The sequence below is a fragment of the Chania multitudinisentens RB-25 genome (assembly GCF_000520015.2).
In the GTDB taxonomy this organism is placed as follows: Bacteria; Pseudomonadota; Gammaproteobacteria; order Enterobacterales; family Enterobacteriaceae; genus Chania; species Chania multitudinisentens.
In genome coordinates, this window is sequence record NZ_CP007044.2 from 5,220,340 (window position 1) to 5,241,018 (window position 20,679).

20 protein-coding genes are annotated in these 20,679 nt (G+C 52.7%); 13 read left to right on the forward strand and 7 right to left on the reverse strand.

Features of this window, described 5'->3' with window-relative positions:
- Position 1 precedes the first annotated feature (1 nt).
- The 3 genes from Z042_RS23215 to Z042_RS23225 are packed head-to-tail and all read left to right on the forward strand — an operon-like array spanning position 2 to position 2,358.
- Positions 2–961 (forward strand): branched-chain amino acid ABC transporter permease, encoded by a 960-nt coding sequence (locus tag Z042_RS23215; RefSeq protein ID WP_202901306.1) that lies wholly within the window; start codon positions 2–4, stop codon positions 959–961.
- On the forward strand, positions 948–1,664 hold the full coding sequence (locus Z042_RS23220; RefSeq protein WP_024910332.1) for an ABC transporter ATP-binding protein: 717 nt from the start codon (positions 948–950) through the stop codon (positions 1,662–1,664). Before Z042_RS23215 ends, Z042_RS23220 begins: the two co-directional genes overlap by 14 nt.
- Complete coding sequence (locus Z042_RS23225) at positions 1,657–2,358, forward strand: ABC transporter ATP-binding protein (protein WP_024910331.1); 702 nt, start codon at positions 1,657–1,659, stop codon at positions 2,356–2,358. The genes Z042_RS23220 and Z042_RS23225 overlap by 8 nt, the downstream gene beginning before the upstream one ends.
- Positions 2,359–2,411: 53 nt before the next feature.
- On the opposite strand, the gene Z042_RS23230 is transcribed toward Z042_RS23225, so the two are convergent.
- From Z042_RS23230 to Z042_RS23240, 3 genes are all read right to left on the reverse strand, one after another.
- Positions 2,412–4,559 (reverse strand): 3-hydroxyacyl-CoA dehydrogenase NAD-binding domain-containing protein, encoded by a 2,148-nt coding sequence (locus tag Z042_RS23230; protein WP_024910330.1) that lies wholly within the window; start codon positions 4,557–4,559, stop codon positions 2,412–2,414.
- Between the two features lie 24 nt (positions 4,560–4,583).
- On the reverse strand, positions 4,584–5,723 hold the full coding sequence (locus Z042_RS23235) for a CaiB/BaiF CoA transferase family protein (RefSeq protein ID WP_024910329.1): 1,140 nt from the start codon (positions 5,721–5,723) through the stop codon (positions 4,584–4,586).
- A gap of 87 nt (positions 5,724–5,810) precedes the next feature.
- The gene (locus tag Z042_RS23240; protein WP_024910328.1) at positions 5,811–7,505 is read right to left on the reverse strand and encodes an acyl-CoA dehydrogenase family protein; all 1,695 of its coding nucleotides are present in this window, start codon (positions 7,503–7,505) and stop codon (positions 5,811–5,813) included.
- A gap of 241 nt (positions 7,506–7,746) precedes the next feature.
- Here Z042_RS23240 and Z042_RS23245 point away from each other — a divergent pair, with 241 nt between their 5' ends.
- On the forward strand, positions 7,747–8,679 hold the full coding sequence (locus Z042_RS23245; protein WP_024910327.1) for a LysR family transcriptional regulator: 933 nt from the start codon (positions 7,747–7,749) through the stop codon (positions 8,677–8,679).
- A gap of 2 nt (positions 8,680–8,681) precedes the next feature.
- On the opposite strand, the gene csiR is transcribed toward Z042_RS23245, so the two are convergent.
- The 3 genes from csiR to glaH all read right to left on the reverse strand — a co-directional run bounded on the left by csiR (position 8,682) and on the right by glaH (position 11,784).
- Positions 8,682–9,377, reverse strand: a complete 696-nt coding sequence (gene csiR / locus Z042_RS23250) for a DNA-binding transcriptional regulator CsiR (protein ID WP_024910326.1) — start codon at positions 9,375–9,377, stop codon at positions 8,682–8,684.
- Positions 9,378–9,525: 148 nt separating this feature from the next.
- Positions 9,526–10,776 (reverse strand): L-2-hydroxyglutarate oxidase, encoded by a 1,251-nt coding sequence (gene lhgO, locus Z042_RS23255; RefSeq protein WP_037405593.1) that lies wholly within the window; start codon positions 10,774–10,776, stop codon positions 9,526–9,528.
- Positions 10,777–10,812: 36 nt separating this feature from the next.
- Positions 10,813–11,784, reverse strand: a complete 972-nt coding sequence (glaH, locus tag Z042_RS23260) for a glutarate dioxygenase GlaH (RefSeq protein WP_024910325.1) — start codon at positions 11,782–11,784, stop codon at positions 10,813–10,815.
- A 326-nt stretch (positions 11,785–12,110) separates the two neighbouring features.
- Between glaH and Z042_RS23265 the strand changes: the two genes are divergently transcribed.
- From Z042_RS23265 to Z042_RS23275, 3 genes are all read left to right on the forward strand, one after another.
- Positions 12,111–12,527, forward strand: coding sequence for an Exc2 family lipoprotein (locus Z042_RS23265; RefSeq protein WP_236849204.1), 417 nt, complete (start codon positions 12,111–12,113; stop codon positions 12,525–12,527).
- Between the two features lie 161 nt (positions 12,528–12,688).
- The gene (locus Z042_RS23270; RefSeq protein WP_024910323.1) at positions 12,689–12,913 is read left to right on the forward strand and encodes a hypothetical protein; all 225 of its coding nucleotides are present in this window, start codon (positions 12,689–12,691) and stop codon (positions 12,911–12,913) included.
- Positions 12,910–13,242 carry a low molecular weight protein tyrosine phosphatase family protein gene (locus tag Z042_RS23275; RefSeq protein ID WP_024910322.1) on the forward strand — a complete coding sequence of 111 codons (333 nt, stop codon included), beginning with the start codon at positions 12,910–12,912 and terminating at the stop codon, positions 13,240–13,242. Before Z042_RS23270 ends, Z042_RS23275 begins: the two co-directional genes overlap by 4 nt.
- Positions 13,243–13,315: 73 nt before the next feature.
- Here the strand turns inward: Z042_RS23275 and Z042_RS23280 are convergent, their stop codons facing one another.
- The gene (locus tag Z042_RS23280) at positions 13,316–13,711 is read right to left on the reverse strand and encodes a VOC family protein (RefSeq protein ID WP_024910321.1); all 396 of its coding nucleotides are present in this window, start codon (positions 13,709–13,711) and stop codon (positions 13,316–13,318) included.
- A gap of 121 nt (positions 13,712–13,832) precedes the next feature.
- On the opposite strand from Z042_RS23280, the gene Z042_RS23285 reads away from it, so the two are divergent.
- The 6 genes from Z042_RS23285 to fimF all read left to right on the forward strand — a co-directional run bounded on the left by Z042_RS23285 (position 13,833) and on the right by fimF (position 20,673).
- Positions 13,833–14,717 carry a LysR substrate-binding domain-containing protein gene (locus Z042_RS23285; protein ID WP_024910320.1) on the forward strand — a complete coding sequence of 295 codons (885 nt, stop codon included), beginning with the start codon at positions 13,833–13,835 and terminating at the stop codon, positions 14,715–14,717.
- Positions 14,718–15,448: 731 nt separating this feature from the next.
- The gene (fimA, locus tag Z042_RS23290; protein ID WP_024914524.1) at positions 15,449–15,991 is read left to right on the forward strand and encodes a type 1 fimbrial major subunit FimA; all 543 of its coding nucleotides are present in this window, start codon (positions 15,449–15,451) and stop codon (positions 15,989–15,991) included.
- 75 nt (positions 15,992–16,066) lie between these two features.
- Positions 16,067–16,603, forward strand: coding sequence for a fimbrial protein (locus Z042_RS23295; protein ID WP_024914523.1), 537 nt, complete (start codon positions 16,067–16,069; stop codon positions 16,601–16,603).
- A 121-nt stretch (positions 16,604–16,724) separates the two neighbouring features.
- Positions 16,725–17,411 carry a fimbria/pilus periplasmic chaperone gene (locus Z042_RS23300; RefSeq protein WP_025297204.1) on the forward strand — a complete coding sequence of 229 codons (687 nt, stop codon included), beginning with the start codon at positions 16,725–16,727 and terminating at the stop codon, positions 17,409–17,411.
- Between the two features lie 111 nt (positions 17,412–17,522).
- A complete protein-coding gene (locus Z042_RS23305; protein ID WP_154667070.1) occupies positions 17,523–20,123 on the forward strand; it encodes a fimbrial biogenesis usher protein in 2,601 nt (866 codons plus the stop codon).
- Positions 20,124–20,145: 22 nt separating this feature from the next.
- Positions 20,146–20,673, forward strand: coding sequence for a type 1 fimbrial adaptor subunit FimF (gene fimF / locus Z042_RS23310; RefSeq protein WP_024914517.1), 528 nt, complete (start codon positions 20,146–20,148; stop codon positions 20,671–20,673).
- Positions 20,674–20,679: the final 6 nt, after the last annotated feature.

Below are 20,679 nucleotides of genomic sequence, written 5' to 3' on the forward strand. Positions count from 1 at the left end.
CATGATGAAATCATTCATTAAATTAATGTGGTTCCCCCTGCTGTTGGCAACGCTGGTGCCCGCCATCTGGCATCAGCAACCTTATATCCTCAGCATGTTTACCGATGCCCTGACCATCGGCGCATTAGCTCTGGCCTGGGCGATGCTGGGTAATTTAGGCGGCATGGTCAGTTTCGGTCATTCGGCCTTTTTCGGCACCGGGGCCTATATCTCCTCCATGTTGGCGATGAACAGCGGAATGCCGGTACTGCTTTCCATGCTCTGTGGTGGCCTGGCAGCCGCGTTAACCACGTTGCTGATGCTGCCCACATTGCGCCTGAAAGGCACCTACTTTGCGTTGGCGATTCTGGCCTACTCGCAAATATTCCGCGTGCTGGCCATGCAGTTAGAGGGGATCACTGGCGGTTCCGCTGGGTTATCCGGTATTCCTACCTTGCCCGTGGTCATGGGGTTTGCCCTGAACAGCAAACTCGGCGTTTATTACGTGATCTTGGCGTTACTGACGCTGTTTCTACTGATTTATACCGTATTGGCCCGCAGTGATTATGGGCTGGCGTTAAAGGCCATGCACGATTCAGAAGCCGCAACGCAGGTGGTGGGGGTTAACAGCCTGCTGCTGAAAGCGCTGGTTCTGTTACTGTCGGCCTTTATGACCGGGCTGGTGGGGGCGTTCAACGCACACCATATGAACTTCCTTGAGCCTGACTATGCCTTCAACGCCTCCTGGGTCATTGTGCCGATTATCGCCGCTATTTTTGGTGGTTTCCGTTCGTTGAATGGCCCGCTGGTCGGCGCATTGGTGGTCTATTTAACCGACCAACTCCTGTTTAAGGTCCTGTTCCCCACCGGAAATCTCATGATCCTGGGGGGATTACTGGTCGCTATTATCCTGATTAGCCCACGCGGCCTGTTGCCGTTGTTACATTCAGCCCAGAGGAGATTCTATCGTGCTAAAGCTTGATAAAGTCAGCGTATCATTTGGTGCTGTCACTGCCGTTGATAACGTATCGTTAATGGTGGGGCAAAACGAAATCGTGGGTTTGGTTGGGCCAAACGGCGCAGGCAAAACCACCTTATTTAACGCGATCTCCGGGTTGGTACAGCCTACCACCGGAACACTCAGCTTCAATGGCAGCACATTCGGCCCGCGTGGAGGAATACATCACCGGGCGCGCCTGGGGATTGGCCGTACCTTCCAGGTTCCACAACCGATGCATGAACTGAGCGTGATGGAAAATGTGCGGGTCGCACAGCGCTTTTCTACCGGCAAGGTGAATCTTGCCCGCCTGGGAGAAATTCTGGAACTGGTTGGGCTGAACGGTAAAGCAGAACGAGCCGCCGCCAGCGAGCTGTCACTCAGTGAACTGAAAGCGCTGGAAGTCGCGAAAGCACTGGCGACTGAACCGAACCTGCTCTTGCTTGATGAAGTCCTGGCCGGGCTGGAAACCAGCGGTAAAAAACGTTTTCAGCAGATGCTTGGGCGTATTCATGCCGAATACGGTTTAAGTATTCTGTTGATTGAACACGACCTGGAAACCGTCACCTCGCTATGCCAGCGGGTATGGATACTGAACTTTGGCCGTTTGATTGCGGACGGCACGCCAACAGAAGTGTTCAACGACCCTGTCGTGATCCGTAGCTATACCGGAGAAGCCTATGCTTAATATTGAGAAAGTACGCGGTGGCTACGGCGCAATCAATATTCTGTGGGACGTTTCGCTACAGATTCAACCCGGTACGGTTACGGCGATCGTCGGGCCAAACGGCGCGGGCAAAACCACCCTGCTGAAAACTATCGCTGGGTTGCTGCCGCTGACGCAGGGGCAGATCAGCTATCGCAATGTGGATATCGGCGGGCTGTCTCCTTGGCATACCAACCGCAGTGGGTTAGCCCTGATCCCGGAAGGGCGGATGATTTTTCGCGATATGACCGTGGATGATAACCTGATCATGGGCGCTTTTCAGAAAGCCAGCCGCCCCCATGTAAAAAGCCGCCTGCAAGAAATCTATGCCATGTTCCCACGCTTAGCCGAGCGCCAGGCGCAGTTGGCGGGCGTTCTTTCCGGCGGTGAAGCACAAATGCTGGCGGTGGGGCGTTGTTTAATGTCCGATCCCAGCATGATCCTCATTGATGAACCTTCTTTGGGGCTGGCTCCGGTGGTGGTGAATGAACTTTTTGCCTGCTTTGCCCGGCTACGCGAAAGTGGCAAAACGATTCTGCTGGTTGAGCAGAATACCCAATTGTCGATCGCTTTGGCCGACCGCGTCTGTTTGATGCGCAGCGGTAAAATCATGTTTACCAAAATGGCAGATGAAATTGATATGGAAGAGTTGCACCGGGCCTACTTTGGCCACTGAATATAGCGGATGGCATCAGGGCAGGGAAAAACCTGCCCTGATGGTTGCGCCAATTAATGGCTGGAATGTAAAACGTTAAGGCTGGCGAATGTCTGCCGCTGTTCAACCAAACGGATTAACAACGGTGAGGGGCGCCAGAACAGCGGATCTTCGGCGGCAAAGGTCACAATATCCTCAAGTACCTTCGGTAAACCGATCCTATCTGCATAATGCAGCGGCCCACCGTGGTGACGTGGAAACCCGTAACCGGCCAACAGTACAACATCAACATCCAACGGGCGCAACGCAATGCCCTCCTCAACCAGATTGGCACCTTCGTTAATCATTGCTGCCAGATAACGGCGCACGATCTCCTCGGCGCTGAACGATCGAGGAATAATCCCCACCCGTTCACGTTCACGGGCCACAATCTCCAATACCGCCGCTTCCGGCTGCCCGCTGCGTGAACCAGATTCATAGTGATACCAGCCACGCCCGGTTTTTTGCCCAAACCAACCCTGTTCACATAAACGATCGGCAATCTGCACATAACGCTCTTGAGGACTGCGGTGAACCGCACGGCGTTTACGTGTCGCCCAGGCGATGTCGCCGCCAGCAACGTCGCTGATTTGAAACGGCCCCATGGCAAAACCGAATCCACGTACCGCGTCATCAATCTGGTAAGGAGAAGCCCCATCTTCCAACATGGCTTCTGCTGCCCGCCGGTAGACCGACATAATGCGGTTACCGATAAAACCATCGCATATTCCGGTACGCACCGGGATTTTGCCCAACCGGCGCGCCAAAGCGAAAGCGCTGACAATCACCCCGGCCGATGCCTGCGGAGGGATCACCACCTCCAGCAGACGCATCACCGGAGCCGGAGAAAAAAAGTGCAAACCAATCACCGACTGCGGCCTGCTGGTGACCGCCGCAATGGCGGAAATATCGAGATAAGACGTGTTACTTGCCAGTATTGCGTCTGGTTTACAATGAGCGTCCAGCTCACGGAATACCGCCTGCTTGGCCGCCAGATCCTCATAGACCGCTTCCACCACCAGATCGGCAGTATCCAAAATCTGATACTGCACCGTACCACGCAACTTTGCCAACCGGGCCGCTGCTACCGTGACCGAGAGCCGTTTCTTACTGACCCGCTGACGATAGATATCTTCGATGCGGCTGAGGCCAGCAAACAAGCTGGGTTTATCGCGTTCTAACAACGTCACGTACAGATCCGCATCCAACATCACTACGGCAATACCCGCACCCATGGTGCCGCCACCAATAACGCCGACCTGAGTAAAAGAGCGTATTGTTCCCCCTACCAGATTGGGCAATTTAGCCACCGCGCGTTCCGCCTGGAATGCATGCAACAAGGCTTGATGCTGAGGGCTGGCCTGGCAACGCTGAAATTGCGCAGCTTCATATTGGCAACCCGTCGCAAACGGCTGTTCGCAGGCCACTTCAACACAGTCAATAATCAGCGCAGGAGACAACAGACCACGAAACTGCGTTGGCAGCTTGGCACGGGCAGCCGCAATCGCCGCCTGTTGGGCCGCAGGATCGGCAAGCTTCGTCACCTTTTTACTGCTGCGGCGCACACCGCACTGCTTAGCCAGTAATTCATGGGTATAGGCCAGACCATCGACACGGGCATTCCGTCCCAGACGATCCACCAGCCCCAGTCCTATCGCTTGCTCGGCAGTCAGCGGGTGGCCGCTGAGCATCAGCTCCAACGCCGCTGCGGCTCCGATTAACCGGGTACTGCGCTGGCTGCCTCCTGCGCCGGGTAGTAAGCCCAGTTTGACCTCCGGTAACCCTAGTTGGCTACCCCTGACCGCCAGGCGGTAATGCGCCGCCATGGCGATTTCCAATCCTCCTCCCAAAGCGTTACCGGCAATGGCCGCGATCACCGGTTTATTGCTCGCCTCAATCTGGTTGCAAACGTCGCGCAGTAAGGGAGCCTGACGCGGTTTATTAAATTCGCGAATATCCGCACCTGCTGCAAAATGATTCCCTGAACCGATTAACAGCAGTGCGTGGATCTTCGGATCGGTTTGCGCCTGCTGTAGCGCAGCAAGCAACCCGGTGCGCACCGCATGCCCCACTGCATTGACCGGTGGATTATGGATGGTTGCAATCAGTATGTTACCGCTGCGTTCAAGATGTACAGCGTGGTCAGATACCTGCGGGTGATGTTCTAACTCGTTGTTATACATATTTTATCTCCATCAGGAAAAGGCTTACTGGCTGTGCGGATCTGCGATGCCTGGCCCTGGCGCACCAACGGGAGGAAGTAGTCGATAGCTGGCTGGGGTGCGGCTGAGCTTGATCGGTGACGCAATGCCCGTATAACTCTCCCCAATCTTCACCACCATGGCTCGGTGCCGGGTATGCGGGTGTTGTAATGCCGCCTCAATATTCAACAGTGGCGCGCTGGGAACGCCGCTACGCAGCAACTGTTCAGCAAATTGCACCCCTTCACGGCTGGCGAGCAGGCTAATCAGCTCACTGCGTAACTCCGCACGGTTCAGTGAACGCAATTTCGGCGTGGCGAAGCGTGGATTTTCACTCAGCGAAGGGGCATCCAGGCATTGGCACAACAGCGCAAACTGCTTATCGTTGCCCACGCCGAGGAAGATAGGCACGCTGGCGCTGGGGAAAATGTCATAAGGATAAATATTGGCATGCGCGTTACCAGAACGCTGAGGTGACTGCTGGTTGGCAAACCAACTGGTGGAATAGGGATGCAGCAGCGATAACCCGGTATCAAACAGGCTGGCCTCCACAAATTGCCCCAGGCCGCTGCGGGTGCGCTCATGCAGCGCCATCAGGATGCCAATGACGGCATTCATGCCCGTAGCCTGATCAACCAACGGCACCCCAACGCGTAATGGTTCCCCTTCGGCCTCACCATTTACGCTCATGATCCCCGTTAACGCCTGAATGGAAGCATCGTAACCGACCAGCCCCCCTAACGGGCCATCGGCACCAAACCCGCTGACACGGCAGTGGATCAGCCGGGGGAAACGCTGGGCCAGAACGTCGTAACCAATCCCCCACTTTTCCATAGTGCCTGTCTTGAAGTTTTCAATTAAAACATCAGCATCGGCTAACAGCTCATACAGCGTTTGCCGAGCGCTTTCCTGCGACAAATCCAGAGACATGCCGCGTTTGTTGCGGTTAAGGCCGATATAATAAGCGGCAACGCCTTCCTGAAATGGCGGGCCCCAGGTGCGGGTTTCATCACCCTGTGGCGGCTCAATTTTGAGGACATCAGCACCGTGATCGCCCAACACCTGGCCGCAATAAGGCCCACCCAATACACGGGATAAATCGATAACACGGATACCGGCTAATGCGCCAGTGGCGGAGATTGCCATAATCGTTACTCCTGCTGGTGGGAATGCTTCGAAGAAAAGCGTACCGGCCAACCCTTTGCGGTGATTCGGCCGGTGTTATCGCGCTGATTAGTGGTATGCCACCGCCAACAGCAACGCTTCAATTTCCTCAGACAATGGGGTGTCTGCGGCCAGGGGATCGCTGGGCAACAGTTTTTGGGTCAGCACCAGTTCAGCCAGATGCAAACGCGCCGGTACATCGGCATGGTGGCTTTCCCAAGCCATAGCGGCCGCGCTGACCAGGTTATACAAACCGCTTGCCGCCCTGCGGATCAGGCTGCTGCCCTCGGGAGTGGCAGCGGCCAGCGCCAGAGCAAATACCCGCTGTTGGGCACAGAGAAAGCGGGTATGCAGAGCGTTATCCAGATGCGCCTCCGCCAAAAGTTGTTCCAGGTAGGCGTGCAGAGCTTCCAGCGACTGTTCACGCAGAATGGCACGCCGGACATCCAAGGCCACAATGTTGCTGGTGCCTTCCCAGATCGACCCCAGATGAGCATCTCTGACCAAGCGTGGATCGCCCCACTCTTCGATGTAGCCACAACCGCCACGGATCTCCATGGCATCGGCAGTCACCTTACGGGCATCGCGGCAGGCGCGGAACTTGATCAGCGGCGTTAAAATACGTAACAGCGCATAGGCTTGCTTATCGCCGCTGTCCGAACGGCGCAGCACTTCTGCCGTTTGAAACACCATGCTGCGGGCCTGCTCGCTGGGGAGCAGTATTTTCAGCAGTTGCCGTCTCATCAGCGGTAACTCGATCAGCGTTTTACCAAATGCCTGCCGATGGCGAGCAATGTAGAACGCTTCACTCACCGCCCGGCGCATCAGGCCAGCCGAACGCACGCCGTTAGAAAGCCGTGAGTTGTTGACCATATCGGCCATTTGTACAAAACCGCGCCCGACTTCACCAATCAGATAGGCCGTCGCTCCTTCAAGGCGGATTTCACCGCTGGCCATTGAGCGAGTACCCAGTTTGTCCTTCAAGCGTAGAATTCGGTAGGCGTTGGTTGAGCCATCGTCCAGCGTGCGCGGCAACAGGAACAGAGATACCCCTTTCATCCCGTCGGGCGCCCCTTCAATACGTGCCAATACCATCGCCAGCTCTGCATCCGGGTTAGAACAGAACCATTTATCACCATACAAGCGGTAATGGTTATGCGCAGGTACGGCCAGAGTGGTGGTCGCAGCAATATCAGAACCCGCGCCCTGCTCAGTCATGAACATCGCGCCCTGCGTCAGGGTGGTAAGATCCAGCGACGTGAGCCGTGGCAGATATTTAGCCACCAGATCGGGTGAAGCGTATTTTTTCAGCGTTCGGGTCAACGAGTCGGTCATGGATACCGGGCACATCAACCCAAATTCGGCTTGAACAAAAAGGTAGGTAAACAGATATTTAACCAAGGGGGGGAGTTGCCCTCGCCACTCCAGCACATCCTGGCGGTGGGAGATCGCCGCCAATGCAAACTCACCGAACGCATAGCGCTCCAGTTCAACAAAGGCCGGGTGTTTTAGAATGCGTTGGGCGTCTGTCCCTGTACGCGTGCGCACCTGGAGCTGCGGGGGATTTTTATCCGCCTGATCGGCCAGTTCGCTGAGTTTTCCTCCCGCCAGCGCCCCGAGCTGTTGTAGATAAGGGCGCAAATGTGCGCGCAGCTCTGCGGGAAGATAAGCGACCAACAAGGCGTCCAGCGTCGCATCGGTAAGATAGAGATTGGCACCGAACTGGTCGGGTACATTGTCCTGCTGATTGATAGCGGTATACATACTCATCTCCACTTTGTTGTATTTATGTTTATTTTTTGTTACAGCGTGAGAGTTGTCTAATACCGTTTCCCTATCGGCTGATAGGCTAAATAAATGGTGGAGTTACGCCTGATAATATCTGTCGGGTTCTACCAGAAAGCATTTTTTCAGCCATGCTATTGTGAGCTATTCGGGGTGAGGGATTGCACTGTCAGCGTCCTGGGCCACTTGTGTTTTTTTCTTTATAACGGATTGAGATACTGTGGATATTCGCCGTTTGCGCTATTTTCTGGTGTTGGCCGATGAGCTGCATTTTGGCCGCGCTGCCAATCGCCTTGCCATTTCCCAACCACCGCTGAGCGTGAGCATCCGTCAGTTGGAGGAAACCATTGGGGTAAAGCTGTTTGAACGCAGCCACCAGAAAGTGCAGTTGACCGCCGCCGGGGAGGCTTTAGTGCCAGCCGCACAGGCTTTGATTGATCGCATGAACCACACCATGCATCAGGTGCGTGATGTTGACAAAGGCGTTACCGGCCATTTGCGCATCGGTTTTGTTGGCGCACTGCTGTATCAGGGGTTGCCCGCCTTATTACAACATTTCCAGCAGTCTCGCGCCAGCTTGCAGTTAAATATGCTGGAGCTCAACAGTAAAGACCAGTTAAGCGAACTGGCGCACGGCAACCTGGATGTGGGATTTGTTCATGCATCGCGCTTGCCGGATGGCCTATCTTCGCTGCTGTTTTCCAGTGAGGAGCTGGTGGCGTGCCTGCCGCAGCATCACCCTTTAGCCAACCAGCCAATGCTTAAGCTGCATACATTGCGGGATGAACGATTCATCGTCTTTTCACGCCAGATTTCTCCTTATTATTATGATCGCATTCAATCTCTTTGTTTCACTGCGGGCCTTGACCCCGATATCCGCTGTGAAGCACGGCACTGGTTGAGCGTGCTCTCGCTGGTGGCTCAAGGGTTTGGAGTTGCATTGGTGCCTGCCAGCCTGCGGCATTCCGCAATGGCTGGGGTGAGTTTTGTTGCGTTAGAAGAAGGTGCCATGCTTTCTCAGGCTTACTGCATCTGGAAAACAGAGGATCAACGCCCGGTACTAGCAGCCTTTATCGCTGCGGTGCGCCATGCCGTGGAACACCCACAAACGGGTCTGCTCACACAGGACAATATCTGCCAGGCCACAGAGTGATTTCACTCATTTTCATTATGTAGGAGGTTATCTTGCGCCATCACCTGCATGATGATGGGAATTGGCGTCAGTAAATGTTCACGCATCCGTTCGCTGGCCTGCTGGCTGTCACGCGCTAACACCAGTTTGACCAATTCCTGATGCTCGTGGTGTTTATTTTCCATCACGCTGGCGGAAAACACGGTCTTCTTTAACCATAAAAAGCGATAGCGAGCCGCGAGATCGAACAAACGGGCACGCATCTGCAATAAATGCTGGGAACCGCAACCGGCAACAATCGCGCTATGAAACGCCTGATGACGCTGATCCCATTCATCCAACAACGCTTCGCTGGTCGCCACCGTGCTCATTTTGGCCAGCATATGCATTTGCGCCAGAATATTCGCTTCCCAGTCATCATTGCCACGTTCAATTGCCAGTGTGACCAGCATCGCTTCCATATTGGCACGGGCATCGAAAATATCCAGTAACTCGGCTTGCGACATCGGCGCGACCCGGTATCCCTTCTGGCTGATAGCCGTTACCAAGTGCTCCGCCACCAACTGGGAAAGAGCTTCACGTAATGGGCCAACCCCCAGGTTATAACGACTGGTCAGCAGGCTCATGCGCAGTTTTTCGTTGGGCTGAAAAACCCCACGAATAATGTCATTTTTCAGATAATGATAACCATCGAATACCGCATTTTGCTGGAGAGTCATTATGATTCCATCTCTTGAAACATAAGACCTTTAATTATAATGAAATACTGGCAGATAACCAGTTCCGCCGGGGAGGGAAAAACCACACGGATTAAAACCTGACACCCGTATTTTCCCTTTTTGAATCAGCTAGATAAAACTGAGAGCTTTAAGCCGAAACGGTAACTCCTGCCACAGCTCGCAAGTTTTGCTCTGCCGATGGCTGTTTCTCCAGCAAAGTTTGCACCTTGCCAACAATATGCTGGCCGATAGGAATGGCAGATGTAGCAGCGGGCGATGGCGCATTACAGACATGGATCGTGCGCGATGTGGTCACAAACAGAAAATCATCGATCAGTTTACCGTCAGGCGATACCGCTTGAGCACGAACTCCCGCCGGATAAGGCAACAGATCTTGCCCAGTCAGGCTGGGGCAATACTTTTGTACCAGTTTAAGGTAACTGTGCTTAAACAGTGAGTTTTTCATTTCCCCCACGCCCAAGGACAAATTCTGATACATCAGTTTGCGGATGCCCGGATAACGCACCATTTCCAGCATATCCCGCCAGGAAACATCCGTTTTATTGTAACCCTCACGTTTCCAGGCCAGCACGGCATTTGGCCCCACGGTCACGCTGCCATCGATCATGCGGGTTAAATGCACCCCCAGGAAAGGCACCGCGGGATCGGGAATGGGATAAATCAGGTGATTAACGATGGCATTGTGCTGGCTTGCCAGCCGAAAATACTCACCACGGAATGGGCAAATCATAAAGCCGGGATCAATCCCTAACAGCGCGACCAATCGATCGGCCATCAGGCCGGAACAGGCTATCAGATAACGCCCGCTAAACTCCCTGCCTGGAGTGCTGACCAGTACCCCCTGCGGGTGCTCATGCAACGCCTGTACTTCAGCCTGATAAAAGATTTCCCCGCCCGCACGCTGGAATACACGGGCCATGGCGGCAGTCACCTGTTTATAGTCTACGATGCTGCTTGAAGGGACAAAAATCCCGCCCAAGCCAACAATATTGGGTTCTCTCCGCTGCAACTCCTCTGCATTCAGCCATTCCCGCTTTAGCCCATTGGCCGCAGTCCGTTCCCACAGGGCGCGCATACGTTCCATTTCCAACGGAGTGGTCGCAACCAGCATTTTGCCGCAGTCGTCATACAAGATCCCATGTTCGCTGCAAAACGTTTTCGTGGCTTGATTGCCTGCCAGGCAAAAGCGGGCTTTCAGGCTGCCGGGCGTGTAATACACCCCGGCATGAATCACCCCGCTGTTATGACCGGTTTGATGCTGTGCCAATTCAGGCTCTTTTTCCAGCACCGCAATACGGGCATCTGGATAAGCCGAGATTAATTGCATGGCGGTGGACATGCCGATAATCCCACCGCCAATGATGACAAAATCATGCATCTTGTGGCCCTCCTCTACACAATTAGCCGACGTTGCCTACACAAAGCGGCTCGGTAGAGGATTGATATAGCCACGCTGACGCATCAGTTCACGCCGCAGTTCAGGGTGTGGCGTGAAACGATCGCGGCCATGCAGCCAGAATTGGTTATTAATCAATAAAATACTGCCTACGGGCACCGGGAGATACAGCTTGCGCTGGCTGTTTTCCAGCGCATCAGACAGTTCACTCAGCCAGTTGCCCTCAATGAAATCTTTCGGTTGTACAAACTGGTCGATATAACGCATCACTGGCCGCCCGCGGTCGTCCACGTCAAACACCGGATGGAAAACGTCCTTCCGCGTATTCTTGCTGGGTGGGGCAGACCAACGCATGGTCTGGCGCGCTAACGGATGGCGGAAATAAGTATCCAACTGTTCCCAGTCGTCCAAATGCAGCAGGATAGAATCCCCGCCCTGCATATTCTGCTCGTCGATCTTCATCATCATCACATAATCGGTCACCTCATCCACATAAGTACCGTCATTGTGAAGTTCCAGTGCCCGATGCGGCTGACGTAAATAGCTGTCCGAGTTATCGACATTCTTCACCACAAAGCGCGCATAATACTGGCCGCTCATGGAATCAAAGTTTGATCGCCCAATCAGGTGGGCAATCGCCGTGGCCAGCTTTACCATTTCGTCGCTTTGCTCCACGCGATCAATGCCTTCCGCATGAATGAGCAATGCGCCCTGTGCACGAGATAACAGCGTTTCCAGCAAGAACGGCTGCAATTGGTTAGCACATAAATCATCAAGTATTTTGGCGATCCGAAAACGCAACAGCGATTTATATTCCAGTGCCTGGATCGGCCATTGTTCCGTCTGTTGCAAGAAACGCTGAACAATATCAGCGCTGAACTTGATGCTGAGTAAGCGAGAAGATTGAGGCGAAGTCGATAAACTCACGCCGTGTATGGTTTGTTTTTTTTCTTTTTCCAGCGATGGGTTGGCCGTCGTCAAGGTATTCATGCGATAAGTCTCCTGAAGCAAGCAGATAGCCCTACGGATGCAGGTATTTTTGTATTCATAATTAGATTATATCTACATTTTTAAAAAAAGAAGACAAAATGTAGATATTGCTTATTTGTGTGATGTGAATTGCATATTTTTGCAACAGTAAATGTAAGCCGTTTTTTTAACGTCCGTTGGCGGGCCTCAGCCTTGAGTATTCATTAACGGCGGTTGCAAAAGAGAACGGCGGTAACGCCGTGATTGTTTAGTGACGACCATTCTCTATAAAATGAGATAATATCGCTTTCAGAAAGTTGAAAAACCGTTCACTACTTCAAGGAAGAATGATGACCCGCACAACGCCTTATACTTTTATTTTGCTCACCACTCTGCTTTTAAGCGCCTGTTCCAGCCAGCAAAGCAGCCCAGAGCGCCACGCGCGGCACACGGCTTATCAACTAGAGCAGATACATTTTGATCCCAATACCCGCACACATATTTCAGACTCCATCAAGCAGTTCACCCCTTTCTTCGATCAGTTCTATCAGGCAGGTAAAGCGGACCGGGCGCAGGGAGTTACACGTCAGCAAGCTCAACAGCGTGAAGCATATTTTCACAGCCCTGAATTCCTGCAAGAGTCGGAACTGAAAAGTACGTTTCTTAATCGCGAGTATGCCGCTGATAATCCGCAGAAACAGCGCCAAATCCTGGTAAGCGCCGTGATTGCAAGCTACTGGGATGGTTACGAAGGCAGACCTTGAATTCTGTCATCATGGCTGTTTGATAACTTTTTGGTGAGTTGGGCTCTCATCACCTTAAAATATTAGAATTGCATAACAGCATGAGATAGAATTCTCACCGAAAAAAACCTCTCTGTATTATCGCGGCTGCTGAACCACGATTAAACCGATGAGGCATCAATATGACTGACATACGTGACCGGGCATGGCGCCTGGTAAACAACAAACGCAACAAACACCGTGAAATGGGTGATTTCCAACCTAAATTCACCAAAGAGAAAACGTGGAAAATGCTCTACACCCGCTCGGATAAGATAAAGCGGGCCATGCAGTTAGGTATGACATATCCACAAGTATCTCGCGCCGTATCTCGGCGCAATGCACTGGATGAACTCCAAAAACCATGAATGTGTTGTTCGTCTGTAGCCGCAATCAATGGCGCAGCCCTACTGCTGAACAAATATGGAAACGGACTCCCGGCCTGACCACCAGGTCGGCCGGGACCAGTCGCCATGCCAAAAAAACAGTCACTCCCGAATTATTACAATGGGCTGATATGATTTTTGTCATGGAGCATAAACATAAAAATCGTTTAGTAGCTAACTATCGCCGCCTGTTAGATCGCAAACCCCTTCATGTTCTTGATATACCGGACGAATACCAGTATATGGATCCTGAACTTATCACTCTTCTTCAACAATCTACCGAAGCCTATCTAAGGCCCTTCATCCTTTAAAAAGCCGTTAATCGTTGCCGAATAGAAATACCGGGCTGCCTGCAACTGGTCTAGCTCACCGCAAGCAGTAAATTCAGCAACGCTGGAACAAGGTCAACTGCAATCCCGCAGGAGCTTCAAGGCGGCTGTTGATCGAATTGAATGGTGTAAGCCGCGGTTCCCCCAATACTTGAGCACCTTGCTGCTCAAGGTTAACAGTGGTAGCGGCAACGTCTGTAACTTCAAATGCTACCCGCACCCAGCCTGACACTCGCCGGCCCACCTCAATATTGTCAATGTAAGACGCTGTAGCCGGTTCTACGATTTCGAGCGTTGCTTTCCCCGCCTCTAAAATGGCTATTTTCCCGTTCTCTGGCGGTACAGCAGCAATCTCAGCTAAGCCGAGATGGTCACGATAAAACGATAATGCATTATCAAAATCTTCGGTAGTAATAACCAGGCGAAGTTCCTTCACATTAGAGATAGCCATATTACGTTCCTCTCAGGTTGGTTGAGTTATTTTCATGCTTTAACTTGCTTCGACTACGTTACCTACCTAAATTATTAGGTTCAAAGTCATTGTTTTCAGCAAAAGATGAAAATAACTCACCATGAAAAAAGGACGCCCTTCCCTAGGCTCATTACGCGCATTCGATGCCGTAGCCAAATTTCGAAGTTTCAAATTGGCCGCTGAGGACATAGGTGTCTCCGCTACTGCAATTAGCCACCAGATCAGGCTACTGGAAGACCAGTTGGAAACACGTGTATTTACTCGCACACCACGTACTGTTGAGCTAACGCCCGTAGGCAAACATCTCTACCAAGCAACTCGACAGGCTTTCCCATTACTTCAAACTGCCGTAGATGAGATCAATGAACTGTTGCAACCAACAGTATTGACGCTTTCAGCCACCACTGCGTTTATTACCTGTTGGTTGGTCCCCCGCCTTTCTGAGTTTATGCAGCAACATCCCGGGATTGATTTGCGATTACATGCCGATGACAACATTGTTGATCTACGAGCTAAACGTATTGATATCGCCATTCGCTATGGCAATCGGCCGGACGAAGACTTGCTTCCCACCCCTCTGTTTGATGACAATTTTATTTTGGCAGCAAGCCCCGCATTATCCATCACCACTCCTGAAGATTTGTTGCACGCGGTACTGATACATACTGATGGGCGAAAATGGCCTCAGCCAACACCTGACTGGTCTGCCTGGAGGGATCAGTTTGGTCCATCAGAATTAGTTACTGGCAAAGGCCCGCGCTTTACTGATGAAACACACTCAATCCAGGCAGCTATTGCAGGCCAAGGGGTCGTCATCGCGAGCCAACTGATGCTACAAGATGCATTGGAAAATGGACTCTTAGAGGAACCATTACCCACTCGTTTGCCTGGTGCAACTTATTATTTAGTCATTAATCCGGCAAGTAGACACCCACAAGCGATACTGATGTTTAAGGCATGGTTGCTGCAATATCTGCAAGCCTAGTTACCAAGTGAAAACAGAATGGTGCGTTAACAGCCAACAGCCTAACCTGTGGCTATTTGGGAAATATGGTGGTGATAACTCCGCAACCCTGCGCATGTATCAACGAGGTAGTTGTGCGCCGTATAGCTGGAGAAAGTGGAAATACAATCATAAACGTTGATGACAAAAATTCGCATGAGTTTCCTGCTTTACGTCCGCAGATTTTGGAAGTGGGATAAGCCTGATTTGGGAAGATTTTTTATCAAAAATATTCAAGAAAATGAAACAGTTGGGGCTATTTTGTTTCATGATGTAAAAAACTATAAAATTTATATTTTTAAGAATAAATAACTCTTATTTATTTAAATTTTAATTAAATAAGCATTAAATTCTTTGTAAAACACAAATTATTTGGTTAACAAAAAAATTCATGTTCAAAAGAAGGAGGTTGATGCGACTATCAAAATGAAGGAAATGGGGTTCTGCACTGATTTTGAAAAAATATCCTTAATTATCATTAAGATAAAATTAAAAACAAGAATATTCTAATATAGGCTATTGCAAAATCTTATATTTCGTTTAAAAATTTAGAACAGTTTAGCCCCAAATGTCTCATATTGATGGCGAAAACTAAAGGGAACAGGGAGGTCTGACCGTGAGTGAAAATGAAATCTATGCGATTGCTCAGCAAGGGAATCGACCTCCACACTTTTTCATGGTTATGAAACATTATGTATTCAAAGGAAAACAGTATGAAAATCAAATCACTGGCTGCTAGCGTTGTGGCAATTCTGTCTCTGACTGGCGTAGCTAATGCGGCGACTACCGTCAATGGTGGCTCTATCCATTTCAGAGGGGAAGTCGTCAATGCAGCCTGTGCAGTGGATGCCGGTTCTATTGGCCAAACCGTCGAATTGGGGCAGGTTAAAACTACCACTCTGGCTGTTGCCGGTAATACCAGTTCTGCCGTCGGGTTCAATATTCAACTGAATGATTGTGATACCACCGTCGCTAACGAAGCCTCTGTAGCCTTCACCGGTACCGCTGTTAGCAGCACGTATAATACCGCGCTGGCCCTGCAAGGCTCTGCTGCTGGTAATGCAAGTAATGTAGGCGTTCAGATCCTGGACCGCACCGGTACTGCGCTGACTGTGGATGGCGCTACCTTCAGTGCGACCTCTACGCTCAATGACGGCACCGTCGTTGTTCCATTCCAGGCTCGTTATATCGCTACTGGCGTTGCCACCGCCGGTATTGCCAATGCTGACGCTACTTTCCAGGTGCAGTACCAGTAAGCTGAATGAATGATCAAGGATGAGACTTCAGGCCAGGGAGGCCTGTTTTCAGCGACTGGAGGCAAGGAGTACGCAATGTGGAAAATGGGCGCAGGAATACTGTTAACTTTACTACTGGGGCCGAAGGCCATTGCTGATTGGAATGACCGGCCTCTTGGTGGCTTGATGCGCTTTCAAGGGGAAGTGATCGCTGAAACCTGTACGGTGGAAACCAAAGATCAGCATCTGATGGTGTCCATGGGGCATGTTACCACTGACCGGTTTCAATTGGCTGGTGATGAGGCAGACCCTGTCCTCTTTGATTTACATCTGCAAAACTGCAATCCCACGGTCAGCCGCAATGTGGGGGTCATATTTCATGGCATGGCTGACAAAAATAACCCGGAGATGCTTTCTGTTGGTGACGAACCTGGTGTCGCTACTGGCGTAGCCGTGGCGCTGTTCGACAACAGGGGGCGATTTATTCCACTCAATACTGCGCCTCGGTACTGGGTACCGTTGCAAGACGGGCCGTTGACCCTGCATTTCGTGGCGAAATATCGCGCGACCGGGCAACCGGTGAGTGATGGCTTGGTCAATGCTCAGGCATGGTTCGCGCTGACTTATCAGTAGTAGGCCTTTGTCGAAAGAATAAAAGTAATAACGAACAAAATGACTGTGGAACTAATAGACCTTTGCTGCGCAGTAGTATGGAGGTCAGGCTCTGATGGATGAGGTAAATGTGAGAAGAAAAATGATGGCCGGAAAGGCGATGACCGTATTGTTGCTCCTGGTAGCAGGGCATTTGGGCATGGCCAACGCCGGCGTTGGCCTGGGGGCGACCCGTGTGGTCTATCCTGCCGATCAGAAGCAGGTGACGTTAGGCGTCAGTAATAACGATGATAAAAGCACCTTTCTGATCCAATCCTGGATCGAAAACGCTGAAGGCCAGAAAGAGGGTCGGCTGGTTATTACGCCACCGTTATACTTGATGCAGGGCAAAAAAGAGAACACCTTACGCATTATTGATGCGACCAATAATAGCCTGCCAAAGGATCGGGAGAGCCTGTTTTGGGTCAATGTCAAAGCGATCCCCTCCCTGGATAAATCCCGCCAGCAAGAGAACACCCTGCAACTGGCCATTACCAGCCGCATTAAGCTTTTTTATCGGCCTGCCGGGCTCAATATCGCACCCGATAAAGCCCCGGAACAGTTGCGCTTTCAACGTAGCGGCAGTGCGCTGACAATCACCAATCCAACCCCTTATTTCATCACCTTGAGCGAGTTGAAGGCGGGTTCGCGGCCTTTGGAAAACGCCATGGTGTCTCCAATGGGGTCGACCAGCGTTGCACTCCCCGCGGATGCAGGCAGCGCGATTACCTATCGGACTCTCAACGATTACGGTGCACAAACCCCCGTATTAAAGGGTGTGATGCAGTAAGGCATCCCCTTTCATAAAGTGATAACCAGATAAATCAGGCAGCCGGGCGACCTGTATCGAACCGGAGGGATCATGCTATACCTGAAAAACGGCACGGAAAGTCGCAGTGTGATGAAAAATAACAACAAGGATGTCCACATCGTCAAGTTGACGTTAACCCCCTTGGCAATGATGCTGTTGATGCTCTGTGGCGATATACCCGTGCGCGCAGAAAACTACTTCAACCCGCGTTTTCTTTCCGACGATCCGGCGAAAGTGGCCGATTTGTCTGGGTTTGCCAAGGGGCTTGAGGCCCCTCCCGGTCTCTACCGCGTCGACATTTATATGAATGACGGGTTTATGTCCACCCGGGATGTCTCTTTCCGACCCGATAGCGATAACAAAGCCTTAGAACCTTGCCTGACGCAAAGTCAGTTATCCTCAATGGGGGTGAACACCCGGGCGGTGCCTGGGATGGCCGTGTTGGCCACCGATGCCTGTGTCCCCTTGACCGCCATGATCAAGGACGCCTCCACGGATTTTGATGTCGGACGGCAGCGCCTGTCTATCAGCATTCCCCAGGCATTTATGGGCAATCTGGCCCGGGGCTATATCCCTCCCGACCAATGGGAAAACGGGGTCACCGCCGGTTTACTCAATTACAGTTTCACCGCCAATAACGTGCGCAACACGCCGTTGGGTAACAGCAATTACGCCTTTCTTAACCTGCAAAGCGGCCTGAACCTCGGTGCCTGGCGGCTGCGGGACAATGCCACCTGGAATTATACCCGCGGCGGTGGAGCGACATCCCGTCAAAGCCGGTGGCAACACATCAATACCTATTTACAGCGCGACATCGTGCCCCTGCGCAGCCGTCTGACGCTGGGTGATGGCTATACCCCGGGGGAGGTCTTTGACGGGATAAACTTTCGCGGCGTGCAGGTGGCCACCGATGACAACATGTTGCCAGACAGCCAGCGGGGGTTTGCTCCCGTGATCCATGGTATTGCCCGTGGCACCGCCAGGGTCACCGTCAGGCAGAATGGGTTCGAGGTTTATCAGACGACGGTGCCGCCCGGCCCTTTTACCATCAATGACCTTTTTGCCGCGGGGAACGGCGGCGATTTGCAGGTCACTATTCAGGAGGCCGATGGCACGGCCCAGGTCTTTACGGTGCCCTACGCCTCGGTGCCGGGGCTGTTACGTGAAGGGCAGGTAAAATATGCCGTGATGGTGGGGCAATATCGCAGCGGCAACGATCAGCAGGAGCAGCCCACCTTTGGTCAAGGCACCCTCATGTGGGGAATGGCGGACGGTTGGACGCTGTCTGGCGGCACCCAGCTTGCCGATCGCTATCAGGCTTTCAATGCCGGGCTGGCTAAAAACCTGGGCATTCTCGGTGCGATATCGCTGGACATCACCCAGTCTCGCGCCACCTTGCCGGATGACAGCACGCACCAGGGGCAATCGCTGCGCTTCCTTTACAACAAGGCATTGAATGAATGGGGAACCAATTTTCAACTGGTCGGTTACCGCTATTCCACCCGCGGCTATTTCAGTCTGGCGGATACCACCTGGAGCCAGATGAGCGGTTACCGCACGTTAACCGATGAGGGGCCGGTTCAGATAACCCCGACATTCACGGATTACTTCAATCTGGCCTACAACAAACGTGGGCGGGTGCAGATGACGGTCACTCAGCAGGTTGGGGAGAATTCGACCTTTTACCTGACCGGCAGCCACCAGACTTACTGGCGTACCGGCAAGGCGGATGAACAACTTCAGGCGGGTTACAGCAGTGCGTTGCAGGATATCACTTACACCCTCAGTTACAGCCTGACGAAAAATGCCTGGCAACAGGGGCGCGACACGATGCTGGCTTTCAACATCAGCATACCGTTCAGCCATTGGTTGCGTTCCGACAGCCCATCCGCCTTCAGACGCTCAAGCATCAGCTATGGCCTGTCTGATGATTTGAGCGGCAGGATGACCCATCAGGTCGGGGTTAACGGCACGTTGCTGGATGACAACAACCTCAGTTACAGCGTGCAGACCGGCTACGCCGGAGGGGGCATGGGAACCTCGGGCGGAACCGGCAATGCGGCCCTGACTTACCGGGGCGCTTCCGGCAATGCCAACGTGGGATACAGCCACAGCAAGGGTTACAACCAGGTGTATTACGGACTGAGCGGCGGCGTGCTGGTTCATGAGAATGGCATCACCCTGAGCCAACCGCTGAACAGCACCATGATCCTGGTCAAGGCGCCAGGGGCTGGCAATGTGGCGGTGGAAAACCAGAACGGGATACGTACAGACCCGCGCGGGTATGCCGTCCTGCCGTTTGCCATGGATTACCGGGAGAACCGGGTGGCGCTGAACCCCAATACGCTGGCCAACAACGTCGAACTGGATCAGGCCGTGGTCAGCGTGGTACCGACTCACGGCGCGGTGGTGCTGGCTGATTTTAAAACGTCTGTCGGGCTGAAGGTCTTGATGACGCTGACCTATAACGGACAGCCGTTGCCCTTCGGCACGGTCGTGTCTTTCGATAATGGCCGTTCCGGCAGCATCGTCGCCGACGGCGGGCAGGTGTATCTGAGCGGATTGCCGTTAAGCGGCGAGGTGAAAGCCAAATGGGGCGATGGCGCAGCAGAGCAGTGCGTGGCCAGTTACCAGCTGCCGCCGGAAAGTCAGCAGCAGGCGCTGAGCACTGTCACGGCACGGTGCCGATGACGCCGGGCGGGAGAGATAACCAATGAGAAAACACCTTTATACCCTGTGTCTGCTGACGCTGTTGAGCGCCAGGGCAACGCAGGCAGCGGACAGCACCATCACCATTACCGGCAACGTGAAAGACAATGCCTGCACCGTGGCGCCGGGTTCGCAAAGCTTTACGGTGGATCTGTTGAGCAATGCGGCAAAACAGTTGAACCGGATAGGCGCAACAACGCCGACGGTGCCGTTCAGTATCGTGTTCGATAAATGCGGTGGCTCGGCTATTTCGGTGAAAGTGGGGTTCACGGGCGGGGCAGATAACGACAATGCCGCCTTGTTACAGGTCGATGGCGGCGCTGGCGCGGCAAGCGGCCTGGGGATCCAGATCCTCGATAAGAGCGGGAATGCCATTGCGCTGAATGAGGTTTCCAGCGCGCTGAGCGGGTCAACGCTCACCGCAGGGCAATCCAATACGCTGTATTTCTCTGCACGCCTGATGGCAACCCGTACACCGGTGACGGCCGGGCAGGTTAGAGCAACGGCCAATTTCACCCTGGAATTTCAGTAACCGGAG